The 25,717-nt window shown below is 44.6% G+C and carries 22 protein-coding genes; 16 read left to right on the top strand and 6 right to left on the bottom strand.

Translation table 11 applies throughout. From position 1 onward, the window contains the following. Positions 1-155: 155 nt before the first annotated feature. Complete coding sequence (gene gntR / locus LSG34_RS03600) at positions 156-1,157, bottom strand: HTH-type transcriptional regulator GntR (RefSeq protein ID WP_233007444.1); 1,002 nt, start codon at positions 1,155-1,157, stop codon at positions 156-158. Between the two features lie 125 nt (positions 1,158-1,282). Here gntR and LSG34_RS03605 point away from each other — a divergent pair, with 125 nt between their 5' ends. The 12 genes from LSG34_RS03605 (at position 1,283) to LSG34_RS03660 (ending at position 17,760) form a co-directional block, all read left to right on the top strand. After that, positions 1,283-1,834 carry a gluconokinase gene (locus LSG34_RS03605; protein WP_233007445.1) on the top strand — a complete coding sequence of 184 codons (552 nt, stop codon included), beginning with the start codon at positions 1,283-1,285 and terminating at the stop codon, positions 1,832-1,834. 87 nt (positions 1,835-1,921) lie between these two features. Continuing rightward, the gene (locus tag LSG34_RS03610) at positions 1,922-3,319 is read left to right on the top strand and encodes an MFS transporter (protein WP_233007446.1); all 1,398 of its coding nucleotides are present in this window, start codon (positions 1,922-1,924) and stop codon (positions 3,317-3,319) included. A gap of 2 nt (positions 3,320-3,321) precedes the next feature. Then, positions 3,322-5,697, top strand: a complete 2,376-nt coding sequence (locus LSG34_RS03615; RefSeq protein ID WP_233007447.1) for a GH36-type glycosyl hydrolase domain-containing protein — start codon at positions 3,322-3,324, stop codon at positions 5,695-5,697. A 68-nt stretch (positions 5,698-5,765) separates the two neighbouring features. Next, positions 5,766-6,758 carry a Gfo/Idh/MocA family protein gene (locus tag LSG34_RS03620; protein WP_233007448.1) on the top strand — a complete coding sequence of 331 codons (993 nt, stop codon included), beginning with the start codon at positions 5,766-5,768 and terminating at the stop codon, positions 6,756-6,758. 233 nt (positions 6,759-6,991) lie between these two features. Then, on the top strand, positions 6,992-7,297 hold the full coding sequence (locus LSG34_RS03625; RefSeq protein ID WP_233007449.1) for a transcriptional regulator: 306 nt from the start codon (positions 6,992-6,994) through the stop codon (positions 7,295-7,297). After that, positions 7,294-8,544, top strand: a complete 1,251-nt coding sequence (locus tag LSG34_RS03630) for a type II toxin-antitoxin system HipA family toxin (protein WP_233007450.1) — start codon at positions 7,294-7,296, stop codon at positions 8,542-8,544. Before LSG34_RS03625 ends, LSG34_RS03630 begins: the two co-directional genes overlap by 4 nt. A 69-nt stretch (positions 8,545-8,613) precedes the next feature. Continuing rightward, complete coding sequence (locus LSG34_RS03635) at positions 8,614-9,612, top strand: YecA family protein (protein WP_233007451.1); 999 nt, start codon at positions 8,614-8,616, stop codon at positions 9,610-9,612. A gap of 182 nt (positions 9,613-9,794) precedes the next feature. After that, positions 9,795-11,390: a type I restriction-modification system subunit M gene (locus LSG34_RS03640; protein WP_233007452.1), complete on the top strand. Its 1,596-nt coding sequence runs from the start codon at positions 9,795-9,797 to the stop codon at positions 11,388-11,390. After that, the gene (locus tag LSG34_RS03645) at positions 11,390-12,556 is read left to right on the top strand and encodes a restriction endonuclease subunit S (RefSeq protein ID WP_233007454.1); all 1,167 of its coding nucleotides are present in this window, start codon (positions 11,390-11,392) and stop codon (positions 12,554-12,556) included. The genes LSG34_RS03640 and LSG34_RS03645 overlap by 1 nt, the downstream gene beginning before the upstream one ends. 125 nt (positions 12,557-12,681) lie before the next feature. Beyond that, on the top strand, positions 12,682-13,458 hold the full coding sequence (locus tag LSG34_RS03650; RefSeq protein WP_233007457.1) for a hypothetical protein: 777 nt from the start codon (positions 12,682-12,684) through the stop codon (positions 13,456-13,458). Between the two features lie 55 nt (positions 13,459-13,513). Next, positions 13,514-13,921: a nucleotidyltransferase substrate binding protein gene (locus LSG34_RS03655; protein WP_233007458.1), complete on the top strand. Its 408-nt coding sequence runs from the start codon at positions 13,514-13,516 to the stop codon at positions 13,919-13,921. Beyond that, positions 13,921-17,760, top strand: a complete 3,840-nt coding sequence (locus tag LSG34_RS03660) for a type I restriction endonuclease subunit R, EcoR124 family (protein ID WP_233007460.1) — start codon at positions 13,921-13,923, stop codon at positions 17,758-17,760. Before LSG34_RS03655 ends, LSG34_RS03660 begins: the two co-directional genes overlap by 1 nt. A 255-nt stretch (positions 17,761-18,015) precedes the next feature. Here LSG34_RS03660 and LSG34_RS03665 read toward each other — a convergent pair whose 3' ends face one another. Both LSG34_RS03665 and LSG34_RS03670 read right to left on the bottom strand, forming a co-directional pair. After that, entirely contained in the window at positions 18,016-19,437 is a 1,422-nt protein-coding gene (locus tag LSG34_RS03665) for a Fic family protein (protein WP_233007464.1), read from the bottom strand. Between the two features lie 250 nt (positions 19,438-19,687). After that, positions 19,688-20,548: a YicC/YloC family endoribonuclease gene (locus LSG34_RS03670; protein ID WP_233007465.1), complete on the bottom strand. Its 861-nt coding sequence runs from the start codon at positions 20,546-20,548 to the stop codon at positions 19,688-19,690. A 244-nt stretch (positions 20,549-20,792) separates the two neighbouring features. Here LSG34_RS03670 and rph point away from each other — a divergent pair, with 244 nt between their 5' ends. From rph to LSG34_RS03685, 3 genes are read left to right on the top strand one after another with little or no spacing between them, the layout of a single operon-like run. Next, positions 20,793-21,506, top strand: a complete 714-nt coding sequence (gene rph / locus LSG34_RS03675; RefSeq protein WP_127019779.1) for a ribonuclease PH — start codon at positions 20,793-20,795, stop codon at positions 21,504-21,506. 33 nt (positions 21,507-21,539) lie between these two features. Then, positions 21,540-22,184 (top strand): orotate phosphoribosyltransferase, encoded by a 645-nt coding sequence (gene pyrE, locus LSG34_RS03680; RefSeq protein ID WP_233007466.1) that lies wholly within the window; start codon positions 21,540-21,542, stop codon positions 22,182-22,184. A gap of 27 nt (positions 22,185-22,211) precedes the next feature. Then, positions 22,212-22,583, top strand: a complete 372-nt coding sequence (locus LSG34_RS03685; RefSeq protein WP_233007467.1) for a diacylglycerol kinase — start codon at positions 22,212-22,214, stop codon at positions 22,581-22,583. 77 nt (positions 22,584-22,660) lie between these two features. Here LSG34_RS03685 and slmA read toward each other — a convergent pair whose 3' ends face one another. From slmA to coaBC, 3 genes are read right to left on the bottom strand one after another with little or no spacing between them, the layout of a single operon-like run. Beyond that, entirely contained in the window at positions 22,661-23,254 is a 594-nt protein-coding gene (gene slmA, locus LSG34_RS03690; protein WP_046518824.1) for a nucleoid occlusion factor SlmA, read from the bottom strand. A gap of 18 nt (positions 23,255-23,272) precedes the next feature. Beyond that, entirely contained in the window at positions 23,273-23,731 is a 459-nt protein-coding gene (gene dut, locus LSG34_RS03695) for a dUTP diphosphatase (RefSeq protein WP_233007468.1), read from the bottom strand. Then, the gene (gene coaBC, locus LSG34_RS03700; protein WP_233007475.1) at positions 23,715-24,938 is read right to left on the bottom strand and encodes a bifunctional phosphopantothenoylcysteine decarboxylase/phosphopantothenate--cysteine ligase CoaBC; all 1,224 of its coding nucleotides are present in this window, start codon (positions 24,936-24,938) and stop codon (positions 23,715-23,717) included. Before coaBC ends, dut begins: the two co-directional genes overlap by 17 nt. 82 nt (positions 24,939-25,020) lie before the next feature. Between coaBC and radC the strand changes: the two genes are divergently transcribed. After that, on the top strand, positions 25,021-25,695 hold the full coding sequence (gene radC / locus LSG34_RS03705; RefSeq protein WP_127019791.1) for a RadC family protein: 675 nt from the start codon (positions 25,021-25,023) through the stop codon (positions 25,693-25,695). The last annotated feature ends 22 nt before the right edge of the window (positions 25,696-25,717 follow it).

Genomic DNA, 25,717 nt, shown 5'->3' on the forward strand with positions numbered 1-25,717 from the left:
TCGTCGCTGCGCTCCAATGTTCACAAAACGGCAGGATAGCCGTTTTGCACAGCTTTAGCTGCCGAAGGCGAACATCATGGACGATGTGAGTGAAAAACATTCCAGATGTTTTTGTATGTTTGAGGATACAAATATCTAGGGCTGACCTTGAGGAATTAAGTCGAAGCCCTTTCCACTATACGATAACCCACATCTATAGGTGGCTTATGGGTTTTGTCCTGTCCTGAGGCTGTCATCAGTAATTCAACAGCTTGCTGGCCCATCTCAAAACGAGGTGAGGCGACGCTGGTTATGGCGGGTTCGACCAAAGCTGAAGCTTCTAAATCGTTAAAACCACAAATGGCAATATCTGCCGGTACTTTCAGGTTCATTCGTTTGGTTTCAAACAAAGCACCCAAGGCCAAATCGTCATTACAGCAGAACACTGCATCACACTGGCCTTGAGATTCTGCCATCACAGCCTGCAATAACTGACCACCTAAACGTATGGATGAAGACTGAGTGGTAGTGACCACATAACTCTGACAAGGCTGTTTAAAATCCGCTATCGCCTTTTTAAAACCAGCTAACCTTTGCTGAGTACGGGTATCCATGCGGGCACCCAAAAAGCCCAGTTTGCGATAGCCTTTTTGCAGTAAATGCCTGGTGATATCCACCCCTGCATTAAAGTGCGAAAAACCAATATTCATATCAATAGGGCAGTCGCTGAGTTCCATCAGCTGCACTATAGGAATCCCTGATTGCTGCAGTAATTTGCGGGCGTAATCGGTTTGATCTGTGCCGGTTAAAATAAAACCTTCAGGCGACTGACTCAGTAAAGTAGCGATCAGTTTTTCTTCTTCCAATGGCGAATAATGGCAATCGCCTAATACCACCTGCAGATGGTGTTGTTTCACAGCACTATAAATACCCTGCAGTACATCATTAAAAACTATGTTAGATAATGATGGAATGATAACCGCTATCACACCTGAACGACGGGAAGCCAAAGCACTGGCGGCATGGTTACGGATATAACCAATTTCATGCACTGCCTGTTCAACTTTTGCCCGCAGTTTTTCTGATACTTTATCCGGATTGCTAAGCACGCGGGACACCGTAATAGCGCTGACACCTGCTACTTTAGCCACATCTTTCAGGTTAGGTTTTTTATTCATCGCACCATTCTCTTTATTTTTAAAAAACAATAACTGAAAGCTCAGTTTGAGTCAAAATGGTTGCGCTATCATTTTATCTGAATTAAGCTGAGACCACATTTTTACAGTAGGTGTGATCGTATCTGATGCAACAGGATCTAACAGCTCAGAAGCAGGCAAGCAGTACAACAAAAAACCAAAGTCTGATCATTATGGGTGTAGCCGGTAGCGGCAAATCTACGCTGGCTTTGCGCCTTGCAGAGCAGCTGGGCTGGCATTATCTCGAAGGTGATGATTTCCATAGCCTGGAAGCCAAACAGATGATGGCGTCAGGCACTCCTATTACCAGTGAGATGCGTGACCAATGGGTCGGCCGTTTATGTGCAGCATTACAAGAGTGCGCAGCCAAACAACTGCCCGTGGTATTAAGTTATTCAGGTTTAATCCGTAAGCATCGTGAGCGTATTCGTCAGGCGGCTTCCAACCCACAGTTCATTTATTTACAAGGCAGTGTTGAATTGCTGGCCGAACGACTGGCGCAGCGACAAAACCATTTTATGCCTGTGTCTATGCTGCAAAGCCAGTTGGCGACTATGGAATCGGTAGAGCAGGAAGCTGACGTGTTGTGTCTGGATATCAGCCAAAGCGTCAACGAACTGATGCTGCCAGTCATTTTAAAAATAGAACAACGACTATAACAAGCGATCACGACTGGCCATCAGTGGCTGGCGCATGATCAATCAAATCTGCGAATCAAAACAACAGAACAACGACAGGGTGACAAAGTGACAACAGAAACTGCGGTACCTCAAGACAGGCTAAAGCTGAGTGAAAAACTCGGCTATGGCGTGGGCGATATGGGCTTTAACTTCTACTGGGCCAATATCTCCGCCTTTTTATTAATTTTTTATACCGATGTGTTTGGTATTTCAGCTGCTGCTGCCGGCACCATGATGCTGATCACTAAAATCATCGATGCGTTTACCGACCCAATGATGGGTGCTATAGCGGACAGAACCAAAACCCGGATGGGCAAATTCAGACCCTATTTGTTGTGGTTGGCTTTGCCTTTAGCTGGTGCTGGTGTATTAACTTACAGCACGCCAGACTTAGGCCCAGGCGGTAAACTGGTATGGGCTTATTGTACTTATAGCCTGCTGATGCTGACCTACACCGCCATTAATATTCCTTATTCAGCTTTGTCTGGTGTGATGACCCGCAATAGCCAGGACAGAACCACTTTAGTTAGCTTCCGTTTTATCGGCGGTTTTACCGGCGGTATTCTGGTGACTTATTTAACCCCTAAGCTAGTGGTGTTATTAGGCCAGGGTGATGAAGTGTTAGGTTGGCAGCTGACTATGGGCGTCTTTGGTATAGCTGCTGCTTTGCTGTTTTTATTTACTTTTGCCAGCACCAAAGAGCGTATTCAGCCTGTTAGTGAAACCAACAATGCCGTGAAACAGGATTTGCTCGATTTAAAAAACAACAAACCCTGGCTGGTGCTGTTTAGTCTGGCGCTGATCATTATGATCACTATCACCATGCGCGCCAGCAGTGGTACTTATTACTTTAAATACTATGTAGAGCGGCCTGAGCTGGTCGGCGAGTTTTTATCCTCTTACATGCTGGCTTTGGCTTTAGGCGCGGCATCTACGCCTTTAATGACCAAGTTTATGGATAAAAAGCCGCTGATGATGCTGCTGATGAGCCTGGCCGGATTATTCTCTATCAGCTTGTTTTTTGTTCCAGCCGATCAGATAGGTTTAATTTTTGCCATCAACCTGGCTATAGGTTTTGTGTTAGGACCTAAATCGCCACTGGCTTTTTCTATGTATGCCGACACCGCAGATTACAACGAATGGCGCACTGGCCGTCGTGCTACAGCTATGACCTTTTCAGCCGCTACCTTTTCGCAAAAACTCGGCGGTGCTATTGCCTCTGCTGTGATTGGCTGGTTATTAGCGCTGATAGGTTATGTCGCCAACACTGAACAAAGTGCGGGCTCACAAATGGGTATTTTGTTAATGGTATCGGTGATCCCTGGCTTAGTGGCCTTTTTGGCAGCTTTTGTCATGCGCTTTTACCATTTAGATGAAAAACAATTGCTGACTATTCAACAGGAACTGGATCAGCGCAAAACAGCACCTTCAAACAAAGCGGCAGTAGTCGGAGTGTCGGAGTAACTATGAAGAAGTTGATGCAAGCCACAGAAAACGGCCAGCGTTATGAATTGTACAGCGCCACTGCGATGCCACAGGCTGCGGGCTTTTTATGGAACAAGGTCATGATGATCCAGCAAAACTGCCGTGGTTATGCCACAGCGCAGTTTATGCAGCCAGAGCCAGCCAAATATGCCCATGCGCCAAACTTAGAAGCTAAGACTTTTATGCAGCCGGAGCAGCCGTATTACGCTCATCATCCGGGTCGTTTTGTTTATATCAAAGATGAAAACAGCGGTGAAATCTGGTCTGTGCCTTACGAGCCGGTGCGCAAAGAAGCCCAAAACTTTGTGTTTTCAGCAGGCCAGTCGGATATCCGCTGGCAGCTGACGCTGGACTGTGGTTTAACTGTAGAGTGGTTATTAACCTTAACTCCGGATCAACCGCTGGAGTTATGGCAGCTAACAGTACGCAACGATTCAAATCAGAACCGTTCCTTAAGCCTGTATCCGTATTTCCCGGTCGGTTATATGTCCTGGATGAACCAGTCTGGCCGTTATGATGCTGATTTAAAAGCCATTATCTGCTCATCAGTGACGCCTTATCAAAAGTATCCGGATTACTTTAAAAACAAGTTCTTAAAAGACAAAACCTTCTTATTGGCCGAGCGCACACCGGATTTCTGGGAAGTGAACCAGCAACATTTCGAAGGGCAGGGCGGTTTACATGCGCCTTCTGCAGTGCAACAGCCGTTTTTAGCTTGTGGTGATTCAGATTACGAAACGCCAGCTTGTGTGATGCAATACAGACTGTCTTTAGCCAAAGGCCAGACAGAGCAATACCGTTTTGTGTTTGGTCCGGCTTATGACAAATCAGAAGTTGCGCAAATTCGTCAGCAAGTGTTTGGTACGCCAGAGAGCTTCGGCCAAATTCAGCAGGCTTATGCCGCTTATGTAGCCCAGGCTGTGCCTTGTCTGGAAATCGACACTCCGGACCAGGAGCTGAATAACTATGTGAACCACTGGCTGGCGCGTCAGGTGTATTACCATGGCGATGTGAACCGCTTAACCACAGATCCGCAAACCCGTAATTACCTGCAGGATAATATGGGCATGAGCTATCTGGCTCCTGCTGTGGCACGTCAGGCTTTTTTAACGGCTTTATCGCAGCAGCATCTGTCGGGCGAAATGCCAGACGGTATCTTGTTGCACAAAGACGCCGAACTGAAATATATCAATCAGGTGCCTCATACCGACCAATGTGTCTGGTTACCTGTTTGTATCAGTGCTTATCTGGCTGAAACCAATGACTATGCGCTTTTAAGCGAAAAAGTAGCCTACAAAGATTCTGCCGAGCAACACACTGTGGCTGAACATATCCACCGTGCTATGGGCTGGTTATGGCTGAAAAAAGATGAACGTTGCTTAAGTTATATCGAGCAGGGCGACTGGTGTGACCCAATGAATATGGTGGGTTACAAAGGCAAAGGTGTATCGGGTTGGTTGAGCTTAGCTGCAGCTTATGCACTGAATGTTTGGGCGCAAATTTGCCGTGATTTAAATTTTGACGAACAAGCCGCTTTGTATCAGCAACAGGCCAGTGAATTTAATGCCGCCGTTAATAAGTATTTATGGGATGGCAACTGGTATGGCCGTGGTATCACAGACGAGAACCTGGTGTTTGGTATCAGCAAAGATACCGAAGGCCGTATTTATCTGAACCCACAAAGCTGGGCATTATTGAGTGGTGCCGCCAACAGCGAACAACAGCAGCAACTGTTAAAAGCTGTAGAGCAGCAATTGCATACGCCTTATGGTCCGCAAATGCTGGCGCCTGCTTATACAGCCATGCGTGAAGACGTGGGCCGTGTTACCCAGAAATATCCGGGTTCGGCAGAAAACGGCTCAGTCTATAACCACGCCGCAGCTTTTTATCTGTTTGCTTTGTATCAGGTGAATCAAGCCGACAAAGCCTATCAGGTATTAAAACAAATGCTGCCGTCTGACGATCCACAGGATCAGTTACAACGTGGCCAGTTGCCGGTATTTATTCCAAATTATTACCGTGGCGCTTACCAGACGTTACCGCGCACTGCAGGTCGTTCCAGCCAACTGTTTAATACAGGCACTGTGCACTGGGTATATCGTTGTTTAGTCGAAGGTTTGTTTGGCGTGAAGGGCGATCAACAAGGTTTAACTTTGGCGCCTCAACTGCCGGCTAGTTGGAGCAAAGCCTCTGTGTTACGCCGTTTCCGTGGCGCAGACTTCCATATCCGTTTTGAACGTGTTGCTGGTGTCAAAGCTCCAACACTCTGGCTGGATGGTGTGCAGCAGGCGGAGTTGGCGGTACGTAATATCACAGCAGGCCAAAGTTATCAGTTGCTGGTGCAATTGCCGCTTTAAGGCAGTTCGCAAAGGCTGTTTGTTAAAAGCAGAGCTTTAAGGGAATAGGCTAAACAAAAGGTATAACTATGATCCGTATAGGTTTATTAGGTGCCGCACGTATTGCTGAGCGGGCTATTATTCAGCCCGCTGCTTTACGCCGTGATGTAGTCATAGCAGCAGTGGCTGCATCGAATCTTGAAAAAGCTCAGGCTTTTGCCCAGCAGTTTGATATAGAACTGGCTTTAGGCAGTTATGACGAGCTATTGGCCCGTGATGATATAGACCTGATTTACAACGCTTTACCGCCGTCTTTGCATGCCCAGTGGTCCATTAAAGCTCTGCTGCTTGGCAAACACGTCTTGTGCGAAAAACCTTTTGCAATGGATGTGGAAGAAGCCAAAGACATGGTGGCCACCGCAGAAATCAGTGGCCGTTTACTGATTGAAGGTTATCACTACCGTTTTCATCCGGTTTTTGCGGAAGTTCAGCGTTTAGTCGCCAGCGGCGAGCTTGGCACTATTCACACAGTGCGCAGCAATTTTTCAGTGCGTATTGCCGAAACACCAGGTTCTTTGCGTCATAACGTGCCTTTAGGTGGTGGTGCTTTAATGGATTTAGGCTGCTACCCACTGCACTGGTTACGCACTTTATTTGGCAGCACGCCAGAGATTTTATGGGCCGACGCCATTTGCCCTAAACCTCAGCTCGATAGCAGCTTCGAGCTTCGCCTGCAGTTCCCGAACGGCCCACTTTGCTATGTCGGCTGCTCGATGAGCGAACATTTAAACCGCCAACACGACGCTTATTTATGCCTCGAAGGCGACAAAGCCCAACTGGAAGTCTTTAACCTGGTCGCCCCACATCAGGGTCACCACTTACGACTCACCAAATACGGCGAAGCCCACGACTATCAAATGAACGGCGACTCCACCTACGACCACCAACTGGCGCATGTAGTCGCCTGCATCAAAGGCGAAACCAAGCCGCTGACAGGTGGCCGTGACGCAATCGACCAAATGCAACTGATTGATGATGCGTATAAAGCTGCGGGTTTATTGCCCAGAGGGCTTTGTAAGTAGTTTTGGGTTTTACTGCTGAATTTGGAAGCCGCTTTTTATAGCGGCTTTTTGTTGTCTGGTATTCTCGGGGTAACTGGGACTATATTCCTACTTAACTATAGTTTTATGGGAATATAGTCCCATTTTTATTTTACGAATCAGGCGCTACCTTGCATTGAAATAAACCATAAACAGGACTATATTCCCTATATAGCTAAAATAAAGGGAATATAGTCCCATTTTGGATAGTTTTTATGTCAAAGCGCGATATGCACAGAGTGTTATTTCCTAAGCAGCAAAAAATCCTCGCTACTTTTGGTGAAGACTTGCTGCTTGCGACCAGACGTCGTGGTTTTAATAAACAAACCATCTGTGACAGAACAGGCTTTGATAACAAGACTGTCAGTAAAGTATTTGCCGGTGATCCAGGTGTATCCATAGGGGCCTATCTGAAGGTCATGGCAGTGCTGGGTATGGAAGACAATTTTGCTGAAGTGGCGGCACATGATGAAGTTGGGCTCAAACTGCAAAACATCCAGCTGTTGGTGCGCTCACGATGAACCGAACTCTGGTAGACGTTTATGCAGCATGGATGCCGATAGCTGAGCCTTTACAGATAGGGCAACTGACTTTTGCTGAAACAACCAGAGGCGGCATTTTTAGTTTTGCCTACGACAAAAGTTTTCTTAGTTCTAAATATCGTCTGCAAATCGACCCGCTGTTAGCGTTGCATAGCGGTGAGCTTTATAACGACTTGCCCGATCAAAATTTTCGTGCATTTTTAGACTCATCGCCAGACCGTTGGGGGCGTTTATTAATGCAACGACGGGCTGCGATTGAGCATCGCAAAGGCATTCGGGCTTCGGCCAGATTAACAGAGCTGGATTATCTGTTAGGTGTGCATGATTCCTATCGAATGGGTGGGATCCGCTTTAAAACTGGCGGATCGTCAGACTTTCTGGACAACAACGCCGAGTTTGCTGCTCCACCTATTACATCACTCAGAGAGCTTGAATATGCTGCGATGAAAATTGAGCAGGATGGCAACATCGACAGTGACGAATACTACCGCTGGTTAAAGATGTTAATTTCTCCAGGCTCATCATTGGGCGGAGCCAGACCCAAAGCTTGTGTGACTGATGCTGATAACAACCTTTGGATAGCCAAATTTCCTAATCAAAACGATAACTTCGACGTCGGTGCCTGGGAAATGTTGTGTCATGAACTTGCACTAGCCTCTGGCATTGATATGTTTCCCTGCAGCGTACAGCGCTTTTCTTCCAACCATCATACGTTTTTGACCAAACGCTTTGATCGGGTGGGTGACCAAAGAATTCACTTTTCCTCGGCCATGACGCAGCTGCAATACTATGATGGTGAACATTCAGCAGGAGCAAGCTACCTGGAAATCGCAGAGTTCCTGAGTAACAAAGGTGCTCAGACGAAAGCAGACCTTACTCAGTTATGGCGGCGAATAGTCTTTAATATTGCAGTGTCGAATACCGACGATCACTTACGAAACCACGGTTTTTTATTGACGGAAAAAGGCTGGAAACTTTCTCCGGCTTACGATTTAAACCCAAGCCATGACAAACAAGGTTTGCATCTGAACATTACCGACAACTCCAACGCCCTTGATTACCAGCTGGCTTTTGAAGTGAGAGATTTCTTCCGTTTAAGTGAGGCTGAAGCTACCGTTATTTATGACGAAGTACTCAGCAAAGTGAGGCACTGGCAAGCCGTGGCAACCAAACTGGGGATTAGCCGCAGTGAGCAAATTACTAAGCAAGGGGCGTTTAATCTTTAGCCCGTATTATTCAGGGTAGTGTTGTTTTGCTTTTATGGTTAACAGAGGAATAATTCAGAGCATATCAGGATGAAAACAGGTCGTAACGATCCTTGCCCTTGCGGCAGTGGTAAAAAATACAAACAGTGCTGCATCAACGCCCTATCAAAGCGGCATACAGAAGTGTTCGACGACATAGCGCAAGTAGTGGTGATGAACCCAAACCTGAGTTTGGACCAATTGAATCTGGTGGCTCAGCATAAAATGGCGGAGCGTAACAACAAGCCTCATGCTGATTTTTGTGGCCTGTCACCCACGCAGATGGAAAACTGGTTGTATGCGCCTTTGAGCGAATTAGCTCTGGTCAATATCACTACACCTGAAGATTTATTCGCCAGCCCTGTGATGCGTTATTTGGCTTTGATGCTGGATGAAGCCATAGAACAAGGTGGATCTTTTAAGGCAACGACCAAAGGTAATCTTCCTGCCAAGTTGGTGAAACAAGCCTGTGAGCTGTTGCCAGAATTTACGGTAGCCCGGTTTGAAACAGAACCCAGTATCAGCGAATTTTCTGGCGGCAACGAAGATAAATTTAATGCTCTGCATTACAGCCGATTATTGGCTGAACTTGCAGGTATTCTTTATAAAAAAACCGGCAGTTTTTATGTGAAAAAAGCGGCGATAAAACAGTATCAGCAGCAGGGCATCCGGGCTTTTTTCCTGCCCATGCTGGAAGCCGCTGTGAAGCAATATAACTGGTGTTATCTGGATGGCTGGAGTGAGCAGGTGAAGCTGCAACCATTCTGGATTTTTATGCTGTGGCGTTTACAAACCCATGCCTCAGTCGAAAAGCTGATTGAGGAAGTGTGTGTCGCATTTCCTACTCTGCTTCAGCAACTGCCGGATAAGCACTATTCTTCACCTGAAGAACAGCTGGGAAAAATGATTGAATCGCGTTTTGTGCTGCGCTTTTTACAATTTTGGGGCTTTGTCACTTTAGACCCAAGGCTGTACGTTAATGGAGTGAAAGTGCAGAGAAAGGCCAGTATAGAGCCGCTGCTGATTCAGAGTTTTAAGTTTATGGTCTAGGTTGAGTACGTTGCTTCTGGACCAGAACCCACCTGCACTCACTCTCAGGTTATCCATAGCGATAAAAAGCTTTGGTAAAACTTCTTCAGGGCTATACCATAGGCGCCTATCTGAATCGGTTTTATAAAACCAATGTCAAAGCATTGATTTTGCATTAACCGCTGCCTTATTTGAGAGTAACCATGACCGAAGATCAAAAGAAAAAGCTAGAACAGAAACTGTGGAATATTGCCAATGAACTACGTGGCAAAATGAACGCAGATGAGTTCAGGGATTACTGTTTAGGCTTCATTTTCTTTAAGTATTTGTCTGAAAAACTACACAACTTTGCCAACAGCATTCTGGCAGAAGACAACATCGACTTTTTACAGATTGATGAAGCCAGTACTGATGGCCAGGACATGCTAAACGCCATCAAAGAGGAGGCAGTGCAGGAGTTAGGTTATTTTTTAAAGCCCTCTGAGCTATTCAGCAGTATTGCTAAACGCGGTGCCCATAAAGCCAGCGATGATGAAGACGATGTAGTAGTGGATACCTTTATTCTGGACGACCTGACCCGGGTGCTGAATAACATTGAGCATTCCACTATGGGTACGGACAGTGAAGAAGATTTTGACCACCTGTTTGAAGATTTAGACCTGACCTCTACCAAGCTGGGCCGTACTGCAGATGCAAAAAATAAGCTGATTGCCAAAATTATGCTGCATTTAGACAGCATAGATTTTGCGTTAAGCGATAGCGAAAGCGATGTGTTGGGTGATGCCTACGAATATCTGATTGGCCAGTTTGCGGCCGGTGCAGGTAAAAAAGCCGGTGAGTTTTATACCCCTCAGGCTGTGTCGACTGTATTAGCTAAGTTAGTCACGATAGGCAAAAGCCGTTTAAAGTCTGTGTATGACCCAACCTGTGGCTCGGGTTCCTTATTGTTGCGCGTTGCCAAAGAAGTGGAACATGTGGGCGATTTTTATGGTCAGGAAATGAACCGTACTACCTACAACCTGGCGCGTATGAATATGATTTTGCACGGTGTGCATTATCGTAACTTCAACTTGCAGCAAGAAGATACACTGGAGCAACCTCAGCATTTAGATTTTAAGTTTGAAGCCGTAGTAGCAAACCCGCCGTTTTCTGCGCAGTGGAGCGCCAACAAAATCTTTGAAAGCGACGACCGCTTTGCCCAATACGGCAGACTGGCACCGGCATCAAAAGCCGATTTCGCTTTTGTGCAGCATATGCTGTATCAGCTCGACGACAACGGCACTATGGCTGTGGTATTGCCACATGGCGTATTGTTTCGCGGCGCAGCCGAAGGCCATATTCGTAAATACCTGATTGCCGAGCGCAACTGGCTGGATGCGGTAATAGGGCTGCCTGCCAATATCTTTTATGGCACCAGTATTCCCACTTGTATTCTGGTATTCAAAAAATGCCGAGAACACCCGGATAATGTGTTGTTTATTGATGCCAGCGGCAGTGAGTATTATGAAAAAATCAAGAGCCAGAATTATCTGCGCTCGCAGGATATAGACAAAATTATCAGCACTTACCGCGAACGTAAGGAAGAGACCAAATATAGCTATATTGCTCCTTTAGCAGAGCTGGCCGAAAACGACTACAACCTGAATATTCCTCGTTACGTTGATACCTTTGAAGAAGAAGAGCTGGTGGATTTAGCCGCCGTGGCGGAAAAAATTAAGAAGCTAGATGCAGAGATGGTGGAGATTGATCTGAGCATCCGCGAATTTTGCAAAGAGCTAGGGATAGAGGCGCCAGTGTAATGAGTGAATCAATGCAGAAATTGCCTGTTCTTAGATTTCCAGAATTTGACCAGCCTTGGAAAAGCTGCAAACTCATAGATATTGCGGAAGTTTATGATGGCACACATCAAACTCCGAAATATACTGATGAAGGGATTCCATTTGTTAGTGTTGAGAACATTAACAACCTTTATGCAACTAATAAATTTATTTCAGAAGAAGATTTTGAAAAGAATTTCAAAGTTAAGCCCCGGCAAAATGACATCTTAATGACCCGTATAACTGCTGGTATTATCGGTGCTACTACTTTAGTTGAAAGCAATGAACCCTTAGCTTATTACGTGAGCTTAGCATTGATCAGAGCAGGGGAGGATATCAATTCTCGTTTTCTTGAAAAGTTAATAAATTGTGAGATATTTAAACGTGAGCTTCACAAAAGAATAATTCACGTTGCTTTCCCTAAGAAAATTAACCTTGGTGATATTGGTGAATGCGCAATAAAAATACCGGACTTGGATGAGCAAAAGAAAATATTTCAAGCGATTGACAGTATCGATAGAAAAATTGCCAATTTGAATAAAAAACTAGGACTGTTTATTGAATACAAACTTGGGATTGTGAAGGATATTTTTTCCCAGAGAATTAGACTGAAAAATAGTAATGATAGTAATTATGAAGAGTGGAAGACTTGTACTCTTGGAGAAGGTAACTTAGTCAGCATAACAACTGGCGGTTCCAATAGAGAAGACTCAACTGAGGTTGGTAAATATATATTCTTTGATCGTTCTACCGATGTAAGAAAAAGCGATAAATATATCTTTGATTGTGAAGCTATTATTGTTGCAGGGGAAGGGAAAGATTTTATTCCTCGTTATTTTAAGGGTAAGTTCGATTTGCATCAACGAGCATATGCAATAAAAGACTTCAATAATTGTTATGCTTTATATATTTATCACTGGGTTATGCATCATAGAGATCATTTTTTGAAGTTTTCTGTCGGTTCTACTATGCCATCTTTGAGAATGGAATCTTTTACTAAATTTCCAATAAAACTTCCAGAAATAGAAGAACAAATCGCCATCGCAAATTTGTTCACTAAGTTTGAAGGTAAAATTGAAAAGATTAAAGAAAAAATAAAAGAGCTAGAAGCGTTTAAAATAGGTCTTTTGCAGAAAATGTTTGTGTAGTTGGGGGGGGGATATGTTTAAGATAAATAAACTGCCTGCAGGATTTACCTCAAAAAATTTTACTATTTACCAGTTATGTACGGAAATCAATAGCGCTTGTTGCCGCTCTCGTAAAGGCGTCATAAATGCGTAAAACTAGGAAACTACTTAACAGTAATCGAGAAAGCTTCGATATGTACTCGAATTTTTCTGATTATCAGATATTGATAGATTGTATCGAAAGTAAAGTTACAGCAGATAATAGTATCGAAGCATGTAAGGCTTTGATTGAGGGTATTTCAAAAACTATTATAGATAGAGTGGATTTAAGGTGTCGATTTATACTTCGTGAGTTAGATAATAATCAAATTGATAACATATCGAACGCGAAAAGTCAGATAAAAAATAATACAATAAAATTTGTTTTTGCTTTTAAGCAAGCGTCGTTAATATTGTCGATATATCATCATTCTTTTGGAAAGTCATTCTTTGATGCGGTAGGTAATCCTTTTTGTAATATGATTGGTGAAATAAGGAACTGGAAAGGGGATGTCTCGCATGGGCGTGTTGCTCCAAAAATGGAAAAAACTTCTCTTGAATTAGCTAGTCTTGTGGAAAGCCTAACCGATACGATTACTTTTCACATGCTCGAAGTGTTCTCATTGATAGATTTTTCTGCAGGTTTAGTTCCAGATCGCTCGACTATTATCTCCGAGTCTTTCGTAGATAAAACCGAAACGCAATTAACCGATATACCAGACGAAGAGCGCGATATTAGAGATTTTAATGATGTGTTGGATGAACTGTATCCACTTCCAGGTAAGCCTAGATATAGCAGAGCTTTGTACGAGCAGTATTTTGAAGATTATGAGATACAACTAAAAGAGTTTTTGGACAATAAAGAACTGGAGTTATCAGAATGACCGGAGGCACGGTAACTATAGAGGTTGTAAGTCGTTATATAAAAAGGAAATCCTTATGACTGACGATATTCGCTGGCAACAACGACTGCAAAACTGGAACCGGGCTTTAGCACAGCTGAGCAAGTTCATGCAGCGTGATTCGCTGAATGAGCTGGAGGAGCAGGGCCTTATCCAGAGTTTTGAATATAACCATGAACTGGCCTGGAAAACGCAAAAAGACTTTCTGGAAGATCAGGGTTATACCGATTTGTTTGGCTCGAAAAACGTGGCAAAAAAGGCTTTTGAAACCGGCCTGGTGCAAAACGGTGAGTTATGGCTGGATATGATTAAAAGCCGCAATTTAACTTCTCATACCTATAACGAAGCCGTCACCCGGCAAATAGTGGATGCGATCATTGATCACTACTTTGCAGAGTTGTGTGAGCTAAATAAAAAAATGAATGACATAGCGGAACAAGATTAATGTTAAGTGATAAATCCGGCCTGCCTGCCCAGACCATTGATGCCATAAAACACACCTTGGCTCAGTTTACTGCTATTCGCTCTGCAATGCTTTATGGTTCGCGTGCTAAAGGCAGCTACAGACCTGGTTCGGATATTGACCTGACATTGCATACCACGCCTGATGCGCCAGCCAATTTATTATTGAAAGTGAGTACGGCGCTGGATGAGCTGAACATTCCCTATAGCTTTGATCTGTCTTTGTATCACCAGATTGATAATGCGGCACTGAAAGAACATATTCAGCGGGTGGGTGTTGAACTCTACAACGCAGCCAGCTACCACATGGCAGTCACACAAAGTGAAAACATCAGGCGTTATCTGGAACAGGAGCATCAGTCTGAAGCCCAGCTTGAAGCCAAGCTGGTAAAACAACTGAGCGAGCTTGGGTACCAGCCGGTCAGTATCACTAATGCTGATGAACTTAGGGCTAACCTGAAGCGACAGCTGGAAATTCATAACAAAATTGAACTGAGCCATGGTGAATTTAATAGAATTTTGAATCATCTGGACAAAGGCAATGTGTTTGTCCGTGCCAAAACACTGCGTGACCGGTTTTTACTGAACCGTGATGATGGCTCCACTTGTTATATTCAGTTTTTCAATACTTTGCACTGGTGTCAAAATCAGTATCAGGTTTCTCACCAAATCACTCAGCAAGGTAAATATCAGAACCGCTACGATGTTACCTTACTGATCAATGGTTTGCCCTTGGTACAAATAGAACTGAAGCGCCGTGGTATTGAACTGCAGGAAGCCTTTAACCAGATTAACCGCTACCAACGTCACTCCTTTTGGAGTGAAAATGGCCTGTTTAACTATGTGCAGTTGTTTGTTATTTCCAATGGTGTAAATACTAAATATTACGCTAATAACCGGAAGCAGGAATTTAAACAAACCTTTTACTGGTCAGACAAAAACAACCACTTAATTACCCAGTTGGATGCTTTTACCGACGCTTTTTTAGAAAAATGCCATCTGTCGAAAATGATCAGCAAATACATTGTGTTGCATGAGTCTGACAAGCTTTTGATGGTACTGCGGCCTTATCAATATTACGCAGTAGAGGCTATAGAGCAGCGGGTAAAGGAAGGTCGGAAAAACGGTTATATCTGGCACACTACGGGCAGTGGTAAAACTCTTACCAGCTTTAAAGCTGCCCAATTACTGACTGAACTTTCGAAGGTGGACAAAGTTGTATTTGCGGTCGATCGGGCGGATCTGGACTACCAAACTACACGCGAATTTAACCATTTCAGTGAAGGTAGTGTGGACGGCACGAGTGATACAGTCGCACTGGTAGAACAAATGGCTGGCAAGAATAAGCTGATAGTTACTACCATTCAAAAGCTCAATAGCGCCATCAAAAGTAGTAAACACGAAAAAGCTATGGCTGCACTGCGTGATCAACGCGTGGTGTTTATTTTTGATGAGTGCCATCGCTCGCAATTTGGTGATACCCATAAAAATATTGTCAACTTTTTCACTAAAGCTCAGCTGTTTGGTTTTACCGGTACTCCTATATTGGCTGAAAATGCCACGGCAAATCAGGCTGGCAAGCGCACAACCAAAGATTTATTTGAAGAGCGGCTGCACGAATACCTGATCAACAATGCGATTGCCGATCATAACGTGCTTAAATTCGCCGTTGAGTATTGGGGCAAAGCTTTTACAAACGACTCACCTGGCCTTAATGAACAAGTCAGTAGTATTGATACTCAGGGTTTTTTACAAAGTGATAAGCGCATAGACCTGAATGTCGATTGGATCATAGCGAACCATGATCGCAAAACTCACAACAGGCAGTTTTCAGCCATGTTGTGTGTCAGCAATAAAGATATGCTGTTTAAATACTACGACACTTTCAGGCAAAAACAGCTGGCAGGCGAGCATGATCTCCGAGTCGTTACTATTTTTACCTATGCGGCTAATGAAGCAGATGACGAAGCCAATGGCCTGATAGGTGAACCTGACTTTGATATGGCTAGCGCTGATATCAAAGCTGATGATCCTCAGTATGCAGATAGCAGAGAAAAGCTGCAGCGGTATGTGGCTGATTACAACACTTTGTATCAGACCCAGCATTCAGTAAAAGACAGCAAGGCCTTTTACAGCTACTACAAAGATATTGCCAAGCGCATGAAAGAGCGCGACAAGGAAAACTTTCAGGATAAAGACAGGGCTGACATTCTGTTGGTAGTTAATATGTTTTTAACCGGTTTTGACGCGAAAAAGCTCAATACATTGTATGTGGATAAGAACCTGAAGTATCACGGCTTAATTCAGGCTTTTTCCCGCACTAATAGGGTGCTGGGTGAGTTAAAGTCGCAAGGCAATGTGGTTTGTTTCCGTAACCTGAAGCACAACACAGATGAAGCTATTACTTTGTTCAGCGACCCGGATTCCAGTGAAAAAGTATTACTGGAACCCTATGAACATTATGCTGCCGAATTTAACCTGGCTGTAGAGCAGTTACTGGCTCTTGTAAATAGTCCCAACGATGTGAACAGCTTGCAAAGCGAAAGTGAGAAGCTGGAATTTGTGAAGCAGTTTCGCCAGTTGATTCGAACCCTCAATAAGCTGAAGTCTTTTGCTGATTTTGACTGGAAAGATTTACAACTGAACGAACAAGTGTTTGAGGATTATAAAAGCAAATATCTGGATATTTATGATTTTGCTCATAATAAAGAACCAGGCGCTTCAATTTTGGAAGAGATTGATTTTGAGCTGGAACTGATCCATCGCGATGAAGTGAATGTGGATTACATTCTGAAGTTGTTAAGTCAGATCCAAAAAAATCAGGGTAAGCACGGTAAATCAGTAAGCAACGATGACGCCAAACAGACAGTGCTTAATTTATTGGGCAAAGAAACACAGCTGCGAAGTAAACGTGAACTGATTGAGAAGTTTATTTCCGATTATATGCCTAAGCTCACAGCTAAGCAGGATTTACGTGATGTTTTCACAGGCTTTTGGCGGCGCGAAAAACGTTTAGCCATTCATCAATTGTGCGAGCGTGAGTCTCTGGATAAAGAGGCCGTTTACCAAATGCTGGACGATTACAGCTTTACGGGTAAAGATCCGCTGCGTGAGCAAGTTTTTTCCGCTCTTACCTTCCGCCCAAAACTACTGGATCGTAAACAAATTTATGAGCGTATTCTGGGTGATTTAAAAGAGATTATTCAGCGTTTTGAAGATCATACCGGCACTATGGAGGCCGGGGAAGAACCCAGTGACTATGAGTTTATCAGCCATTATGTGCATAGGTTGGGCGACTATGAGCTGTTTTTTGCTGACGAGGTAAAAAAATCCCGTTATGCCCACCAATTGGCACGTTTTAGCATAGTGTTGGATAAACCTTATCAGGAAGGGTTACCAAGCTTAGCCGCTTACCCTGTGGTCAGTCACCTGTTGGGACATGGTATCGCCAGCGAAGCGATGTTTGACGACTATATGCAGCTGACTGCAGAGTTTCAGCAAACGTTAAGCCAATATGGTTTTGAGTTTGATCGTACTGAAAATTTCAAAGATGGCACAGTATTCTGGGCCCTTGCTGAAGCCCGTGAAGGCAGCCTTATTCTTGAATTTGCGCTTTTTATATGGGTAGCCAGTAAGGCTGTCAAAACGGTAATGGAAATTCTGAAAGACTATAAAGATGCGGCTGAAGGCTTGGACAGGCTAAAGTCTGATATCAAATCGCGCTTTGTTGCGAAAACTGAAGATCCAACGAAACAGCCGAGTATGATTATCGTCGACGGTATTGAAGAAGAACTGAAAAAACTGCGTAATAGTAGGCATTAGTTCTTGCAGGAACTAAAACGCAGGTTCAGATTAGAACCTGCGTCTTGCTTAGAATGAATTAGTTATATCACTCAATGTTTTGGATTTGTCATGAGAATAGCTGGTGTAATTCTTTATATTTCAAAATGTTACGTTCATCTCATCAAAACCACCATTTTAGTCACCAAGATGACAAATTGTAATTACCGTTTTCCTCATGTACTCAATGTTCATTTGAGTACAAAACTAATTGAAATGACACAATAAAATCAGCTTTTATCGTTGTTTCTTCCACTCTGTAAACATCTTCTCAGTAATACCTAGTCCAATGATTGAACCGGTGTGGAGTTGTTCTAAATCACTCAGTGCCATGTTTACAAATTTGTCAGCAGAGGGAATGCTATTGTCTGCACAGTACTGTTCGAGATACTGAGTCGCTGAGCGCTCATCGAGGTTTTGACGAATAATATGGCCCATCGCAAACTTTCGTGCCGCTCTGTGCTGCACTCTGTATGCATCAATTTCTCCAAGTGATTCTTTGACAACATCATACTGCTGACATGAGCGTAAATAAGCCCACTCAAAGAGTTCTAATGCCGGTTGCAGCTCATTTGTCTCATAGAAAAACAGCAATGACTTAAAATAATCTTCCTGTGGTACATCAATAAAACTTAATGGGCACAAGTTGTGCTGAATAAATGGGATATTGCAGGAGAGGCGAGCTGTTCGCTTATTCACATCCTCAAAAGCTTGCAGATAGGATAAATGGATCAATAAGAAAAAGCTCTGTTCAAACGGATCATTAATTTGTGCTGCTTTTCGCAGCAGTAACGCTAAATATTCTTCCAGTTGATGTGGGTTATTTAGCGGCAAATAAGCTGATTTTCCAATAGTGACTTCAATCCGCCTGACATTGCCACAGGCAGCGGCGTTGGCTAATAGGTCTTGTGACAGGAGGGCATGAATATTTCGGATTGTAAAAGTGTTGAGAGCAATTTCTTCGGCATTCTCGATCAAGAACCCGATAGCTTCTTTGTGATTCATGATCATCACTGTTTCTTCGTGCACTTTGCCTTCGGCAGACAGCCCTTGCTCAAGCAATCGCTGAGTATCAAGCTTTGAGTAGGTGTTACCCTCTAGTCGGCTAGAGTTGTAAGACAGATCAATTAACAGTTTTTGACTAATATTTTTTGCATAAGTCCCGGCAGCCACTTTGTGATCAAACCGCTTTCCAGCTTCAAGAAGCCTTTCCCGCATTGGTTTTGGGACATAGTGGGTTTGATTAGGAATGTAGTCATCAACCAGGGCGAACTGATAGCTAGACTTCTTACGCGCATAAGAAGGGGTGTCTAAATAACTAAGTTGAGACATGGCAGCATTTGAAAATATGGGGTGCGAGTCTTTGTTTTCGTTATTTGTCTGTATACCTTGGCTGGCGCTGTCCTTATCAGAGTCTTTAGAAACATTTTTTAAAAGGTTTTTGTCCTTATTTACATAGTATTTGGTATTTCTTTTTTTACCTTCAGTACTCACGTAACCGTCAGCCTGCAAGTCTTTCATTCGACGTTGAAGAGTTTTTTTATGTATTGATATAGGTAGCTTTTTTTCTATTTCCCCTAAGCTCGCAGGCGAGCTTAATTGCTCTAGAAAATTTAAAATGCATGCTTTTTCTTGCTGTATTAAGCTTTCTTTACTCATGTAGATAAGGACAAAAATAGAATAATTGTCTCTAAATTTAATCGATATAAGGACATAAATCAAGCTGATAAGGACATTTTTAGTGGTTTGTCTCTATGTTCTTGTGAATAAGGACACTTGAGCTGGGCGGATTGGGCTATGAAGTAAAACATTTTGCGATGGATTGCCTGAAATGGCCTTTGCTTGAGCTAAGATCAAGCAAAGACTTTAACCAGTTTTATGAGTGGGATTTTATTATAATATATTGATTTTATTCGATATTTTGAATTTGTTCCCGCATCTGCTCAATTAAAACTTTAAGCTCCACCGCTGTATTGGTGATCTCGGTTGAGATTGCTTTAGAGGACAAAGTGTTCGCTTCGCGGTTGAATTCCTGCATCATAAAATCGAGGCGGCGGCCTATGGCTCCGCCTTGTTTTAGGCTGTGGCGGGTTTCTTTGATATGAGCGTCTAAACGGTCCAGCTCTTCTGCCACGTCAGATTTCTGGGCTAAAAAGGCCATTTCCTGCTCAAGGCGGTTTTGGTCCAGTTCGGCTTTTACTTCTTGCAGGCGGTTGAGCATTTTGTCGCGTTGCCATTGCAGTGCTTGTGGTAAATGCGTGCGTAAGGTGCTGACATGAGTGGAGATTTGATCCAAACGGTCGCGGATCATTTGCTCTATCGCAACACCTTCACGGCCACGGCCTGCAACGAAGTCTACTAAGGCGGCGTCAAAAGCTGCCATCAGTTCGGCTTGTAAGCTGTCGATATCTTCTTCCTGAGTTTCCATCACACCAGGCCAACGCAGAATATCGACCACGTTAAGTTGGGCTTTGCCGCTTTGCTCAGCTAATACACTGGCGCTTTGCATCAGTTGTTTGGCCAACGCTTCGTTAATTTTTAACTCACCAGCAGTGTTTGATGCGCTGTATTTCAGGTTGATTTCCAGTTTGCCGCGGTGCAGTTTCTGCCGCAGTTTGTCGCGTAATAAACCTTCTAAGCAACGAAACTGTTCTGGCAGGCGGAAATAGCTTTCCAGATAACGTTGGTTAACGGAGCGAATTTCCCAAACGGCATTGCCCCAGCTGGCACGAATTTCGTGGCGGGCATAAGCGGTCATACTGTGGATCATAATGAAGTCCTGAAATACAAAATAATTCCGAGTATACCCAGTTCAGGCATGATTCGTCTAATCTGGCCGTCGCACCTGAAGCTGCAACTTTGTAGCCTGCGCTCTGCGATAAAATATGCGATGAGATCCTGTCACTGCTTTGATGCAAAAAAACGCCTTGCCGCATTTACTTAGTGTATAGATGGCACAGCAAGGCCTAAATCCCTATAATGAAGCACTTTTAATATCAGGTTGAGGCTTCACCATGCGTCCTAGCGGCAGAACAGCGAGTCAAATTCGTCCTATTACTTTCACCCGTCAATTTACGGCTCATGCTGAAGGTTCAGTATTGGTTGAGTTTGGTAACACCAAAGTTATTTGTACTGCCAGCGTGATTGAAGGTGTGCCACGTTTTATGAAAGGCCAGGGCAAAGGCTGGATCACAGCTGAATATGGCATGTTGCCACGTGCAACTCATACCCGTAACGACCGTGAAGCGGCTCGTGGTAAGCAGGGTGGCCGTACTATGGAAATTCAGCGCCTGATTGGTCGCGCTTTACGTACTGCTGTGGATTTAAAGCTGTTGGGTGAAAACACTATTACTATCGACTGTGACGTGATCCAGGCCGATGGTGGCACCCGCACTGCGTCTATCACTGGTGCTTGTGTGGCTTTAGTGGATGCGCTGAATTTTATGCGCGCTAAAGGCATGATCAAAACCAACCCATTGAATTTTATGGTCGCTGCAGTTTCTGTGGGTGTTTATAAAGGCACTGCTGTTGCCGATTTAGACTACGCCGAAGATTCAAACGCTGAAACCGATATGAATATCGTCATGACTGAAACCGGCAAAATCATTGAAATTCAGGGCACAGCCGAAGAAGCGCCATTTAGCTTTGAAGAAATGCAGCAGATGATGGAATTAGGCAAACACGCCATCCGTGAAATTATCGACGAACAAAAACGCGTTTTAGCTTAAGTTTCGCTTAAGGTTTTGAGGTCACACTAAGTTATGAAACAGTTTCAAAAAGACTTTATTGAATTTGCATTGTCGCGTCAGGTACTGAAGTTTGGCAGTTTTACGCTGAAATCCGGCCGTAACAGCCCGTACTTTTTTAACGCAGGTTTATTTAATACAGGCGGCGACTTAGCCCGTTTAGGCCGGTTTTATGCCGCTGCTTTAGAAGACGCTGGCGTAGAGTTTGACCTGCTGTTTGGCCCTGCCTACAAAGGTATTCCTATAGCTACTACTACAGCTGTGGCTTTGTTTGATCAGTACGGTAAAGACGTGCCTTATTGCTTCAACCGCAAAGAAGCGAAAACCCATGGTGAAGGCGGCAACTTAGTGGGTTCGCCTTTACAGGGCAAAGTGATGCTGGTGGATGATGTGATCACGGCCGGTACTGCTATTCGTGAATCGATGCAGCTGATCCAGGCACAAGGCGCCAGTTTAAGTGGTGTACTGATTGCGCTTGATCGTCAGGAAAAAGGGCAGGGCGAACTTTCAGCTATTCAGGAAGTCGAACGCGACTTTGGCACCCAAGTGGTTTCTATCATTTGTTTAAACGACTTAATCAATTACCTGCAAGGTAAACCAGAGCTGGCCCAGTATTTAGAAGCTGTCTCTGCGTACCGCGCCCAATATGGTGTGAGCTAAGGTTGTGATCTAGTTTAAGGACCGGGAATGAGCAAGCTGAATGGCACAGGTTTAGGCCGTATTATTAAAGCTGCGGATTGCAGCCGTAAAGGTTTTACTGCGGCTTGGGTGAACGAAGCCGCCTTTCGTCAGGAAGCGGCTTTAACTTTGATAGCTATTCCTTTTGCCTGGTATTTAGCAGCTGATTTTGGTCACTTTGCTATTTTGATGGGGGTTTGGTTACTGGTGATTATTGTTGAGTTACTCAACTCAGCCATTGAAGCCTTAACCGACCGAGTCAGTTTAGAGCGGCATGAATTATCAGGCCGGGCTAAAGATATGGGCTCTGCTGCTGTGACTTCAGCCTTGGCGTTCGTCACATTGGTATGGGCAGCCGCTATCTGGCAGAAATTTAGCTAAGCAGATTTAAATAATAAAAAACCGGTCAACTTCAAAACTGACCGGTTTTTTTATCTGTAGCTTTTAAACAGTAATCTTTAAACCGTGAATAAGGTTTTTTGCAGTAAAGCCCATTGGTTTGGCCATTGAGCTGTTGGCAAGCGGGCAAAACCTGAGCGGACAAATTGCTGCATTTTGCCTTCACAAATACCCAGCAACAGGTTGGCTAAATCACCTTCATCCACAGGAAAACTTTTGCCTTCGCGTAACTTACGTTCGCGTAAACATTGTTTTAACTGGGTTTCCAGCTTTTCATACAAGGCGCTGATGCGCTCCTGCAAACGCTCCTGTTCACCCTGTAAGGCATCGCCGGTCAGAATGCGGCAGATACCAGGGTTACGCTCGGCGAAGATCAGCAACAGCTGCATAATCAGTTCGATACGTTGCTCGGTTTGTTTGTGCTCCTGCACTATCGCATTAATACGCGACAACAAGGTGTCTTCAATAAAGTCGATTAAGCCTTCAAACATCCGGGCTTTGCTAGGGAAATGCCGGTACAAAGCCGCTTCGGATACACCCACCTGAGCAGCCAAAGCTGCTGTGGTGATACGCTGGCCCGCATGGCTTTGCAGCATAGCGGCCAGAGCCTGCAAAATATCTTCTTTGCGGTTGGGACGTTTTGTCGTTGCCATGGATATCCTTGTCACTAATTACTGCCGGCCAGAGTGACCAAATCCACCTTCGCCTCTGTCTGAAGCGTCAAAATCTGAAACTATGTTCAATTCTGCCTGCACTACCGGCATAAACACCAGCTGAGCGATGCGATCGCCCGGGTTAATAGTGAAGTGTTCCTGCGAACGGTTCCACATAGACACCATCAGCTGGCCCTGATAATCCGAGTCGATTAAACCCACTAAGTTACCCAGCACTATGCCGTGTTTATGACCTAAACCAGAGCGTGGCAGTATAGTGGCGCATAAATTTGCGTCACCAATATGAATAGCCAAACCTGTTGGGATCAGCGTGGTTTGGCCTGGGGCCAGTTGTACTTCTGCATCCAGACAAGCCCGTAAATCTAAACCAGCGCTACCCGGTGTGGCATAAGCCGGTAATGGGAATTCAGTGCCGATACGTGGGTCGAGAATTTTTAAATCAATGGCTTTTTTCATGCAGATAACGCTCGTTAATCAATAAAAGAAGTTGGTGTGCCAGCTCTGTTTTGGGTTGTAAGCCAAACTGCTGTTCGCCGTCAGCCCAAAATACAGTGAGAGCATTTTGTTCGCTGTTAAAGCCCTGGTTCGATAGAGATACGTCGTTAGCGCAAATCAGATCCAGTTTTTTCTTCGCCAGTTTCTGGCGGGCATAATTGGCGACATCCTGAGTTTCAGCAGCAAAACCTACAGTAAAAGGACGTTGTGACTTTAATGCGGCCACAGCGGCAATAATGTCCGGGTTTTTCACTAAGGTCAGGCTGGTGCTGTCGTCGCTGGTTTTTTTCAGTTTCTGTTCTGCAATCTGAGCCACTTTATAATCAGCTACAGCCGCGCAGCCAATAAAGATGCTTGCGCTGGTCGCCTGTTCTAATGCGACCTGATACATCTGATCTGCTGTGACCACATCAATACGTTTTACCTGATCAGGAGTCTTAAGCTGCACTGGTCCTGCAATTAAAGTGACCTGTGCACCCAATTGCACAGCGGCTTCAGCTAATGCAAAACCCATCTTGCCCGAGCTGTGATTGGAGATATAACGCACAGGGTCTATCGGTTCGCGGGTAGGGCCAGCGGTAATCACCAGCGATACGCCGGTTAAAGGCTGAACTCGCGGCGCAAAATGCTCAAGTACTAAATCCACCAACTGCAAAGGTTCTAACATCCGGCCCATACCGACATCACCACAAGCTTGTTCGCCTGCTGCCGGGCCCCAGATGTAAAAATTACGTGTCTTTAATGTATCTATATTATGTTTGGTGGCTATATTTTTATACATCTGCTGATTCATAGCAGGAGCCACAGCCACTGGGGCATCAGTTGCCAGCACACAAGTGCTCAACAGGTCGTTGGCCAGACCATGAGCCAAGCGGGCAATTAAATCAGCCGAAGCTGGGGCTATGAGTAATAAATCGGCCCATTTGGCCAGCTCAATATGGCCCATAGCGGCTTCAGCAGCTGGGTCGAGCAAGCTGTTGGCCACCGGATTGCCGGATAAGGCCTGCAAAGTTAAAGGCGTAATAAATTCGCGCGCTGCGTCGGTTTGAATCACCCGTACTTCAGCGCCACGTTCTTTTAAACGGCGAATTAAATCGGCACTTTTGTAAGCGGCAATACCGCCGCTAATGCCTAATAAAATGCGTTTTCCTGCCAGTAATAGTGCCATGTCTGTCGCAGCAAAAAGTGGTTAAGTTGGCGTTAAGATAACACGGAAAGATGAAGGAAAACAAAAACTCAAGGAGGCGAAGATGAGTATCAAAAGCTGGCCTGAAGGTGAAAGGCCAAGAGAAAAACTGCTGGCGCATGGCGCAGAACATTTATCGGACGGCGAATTGCTGGCTATTTTTTTACGTACTGGTGTGGCTGGTATGGATGCGGTGGAATTGTCCCGCACTTTATTGCATCAGTTTGGTGGCCTTCGGCCTTTATTAGCAGCCAGTCAGGCGGACTTTTGCAAAGGTCACGGTTTAGGTCAGGCAAAATATGTGCAATTACAGGCGGTTATGGAGCTAAGCAGGCGCTACCTGGTGCAAAGCATGCAGCGTGATACTGTCTTTACTGAACCTGCTTTGGTGAAGCGTTATCTGCAACAAAGTTTAGCTTCGCAAAAACGTGAAGTTTTTATGTTGCTGTATTTAGACAGCCAACACCGGCTAATTTGCGCCGAGCCGTTATTTTTCGGCACTATTGATGCATCTCCTGTGTATCCGCGTATTGTAGTTCAGAGTGCTTTAGCGCATAATGCCGCCGCCGTTATTTTGGCTCACAATCATCCATCCGGAGTTGCAGAGCCGAGCCGTGCCGATCGGGTTATAACGGAACGCCTGACTCAAGCCATGTCTCTTGTCGACATTAAGTTGCTGGATCATTTTGTGGTAGGTGATGCAGAGGTTATTTCCTTTGCCGAACGCGGCTGGCTATAAAGGTCTGAAGTTTGGATGTGCA

The organism is Rheinheimera faecalis (assembly GCF_021290965.1).
Taxonomy (GTDB): Bacteria; Pseudomonadota; Gammaproteobacteria; order Enterobacterales; family Alteromonadaceae; genus Pararheinheimera; species Pararheinheimera faecalis.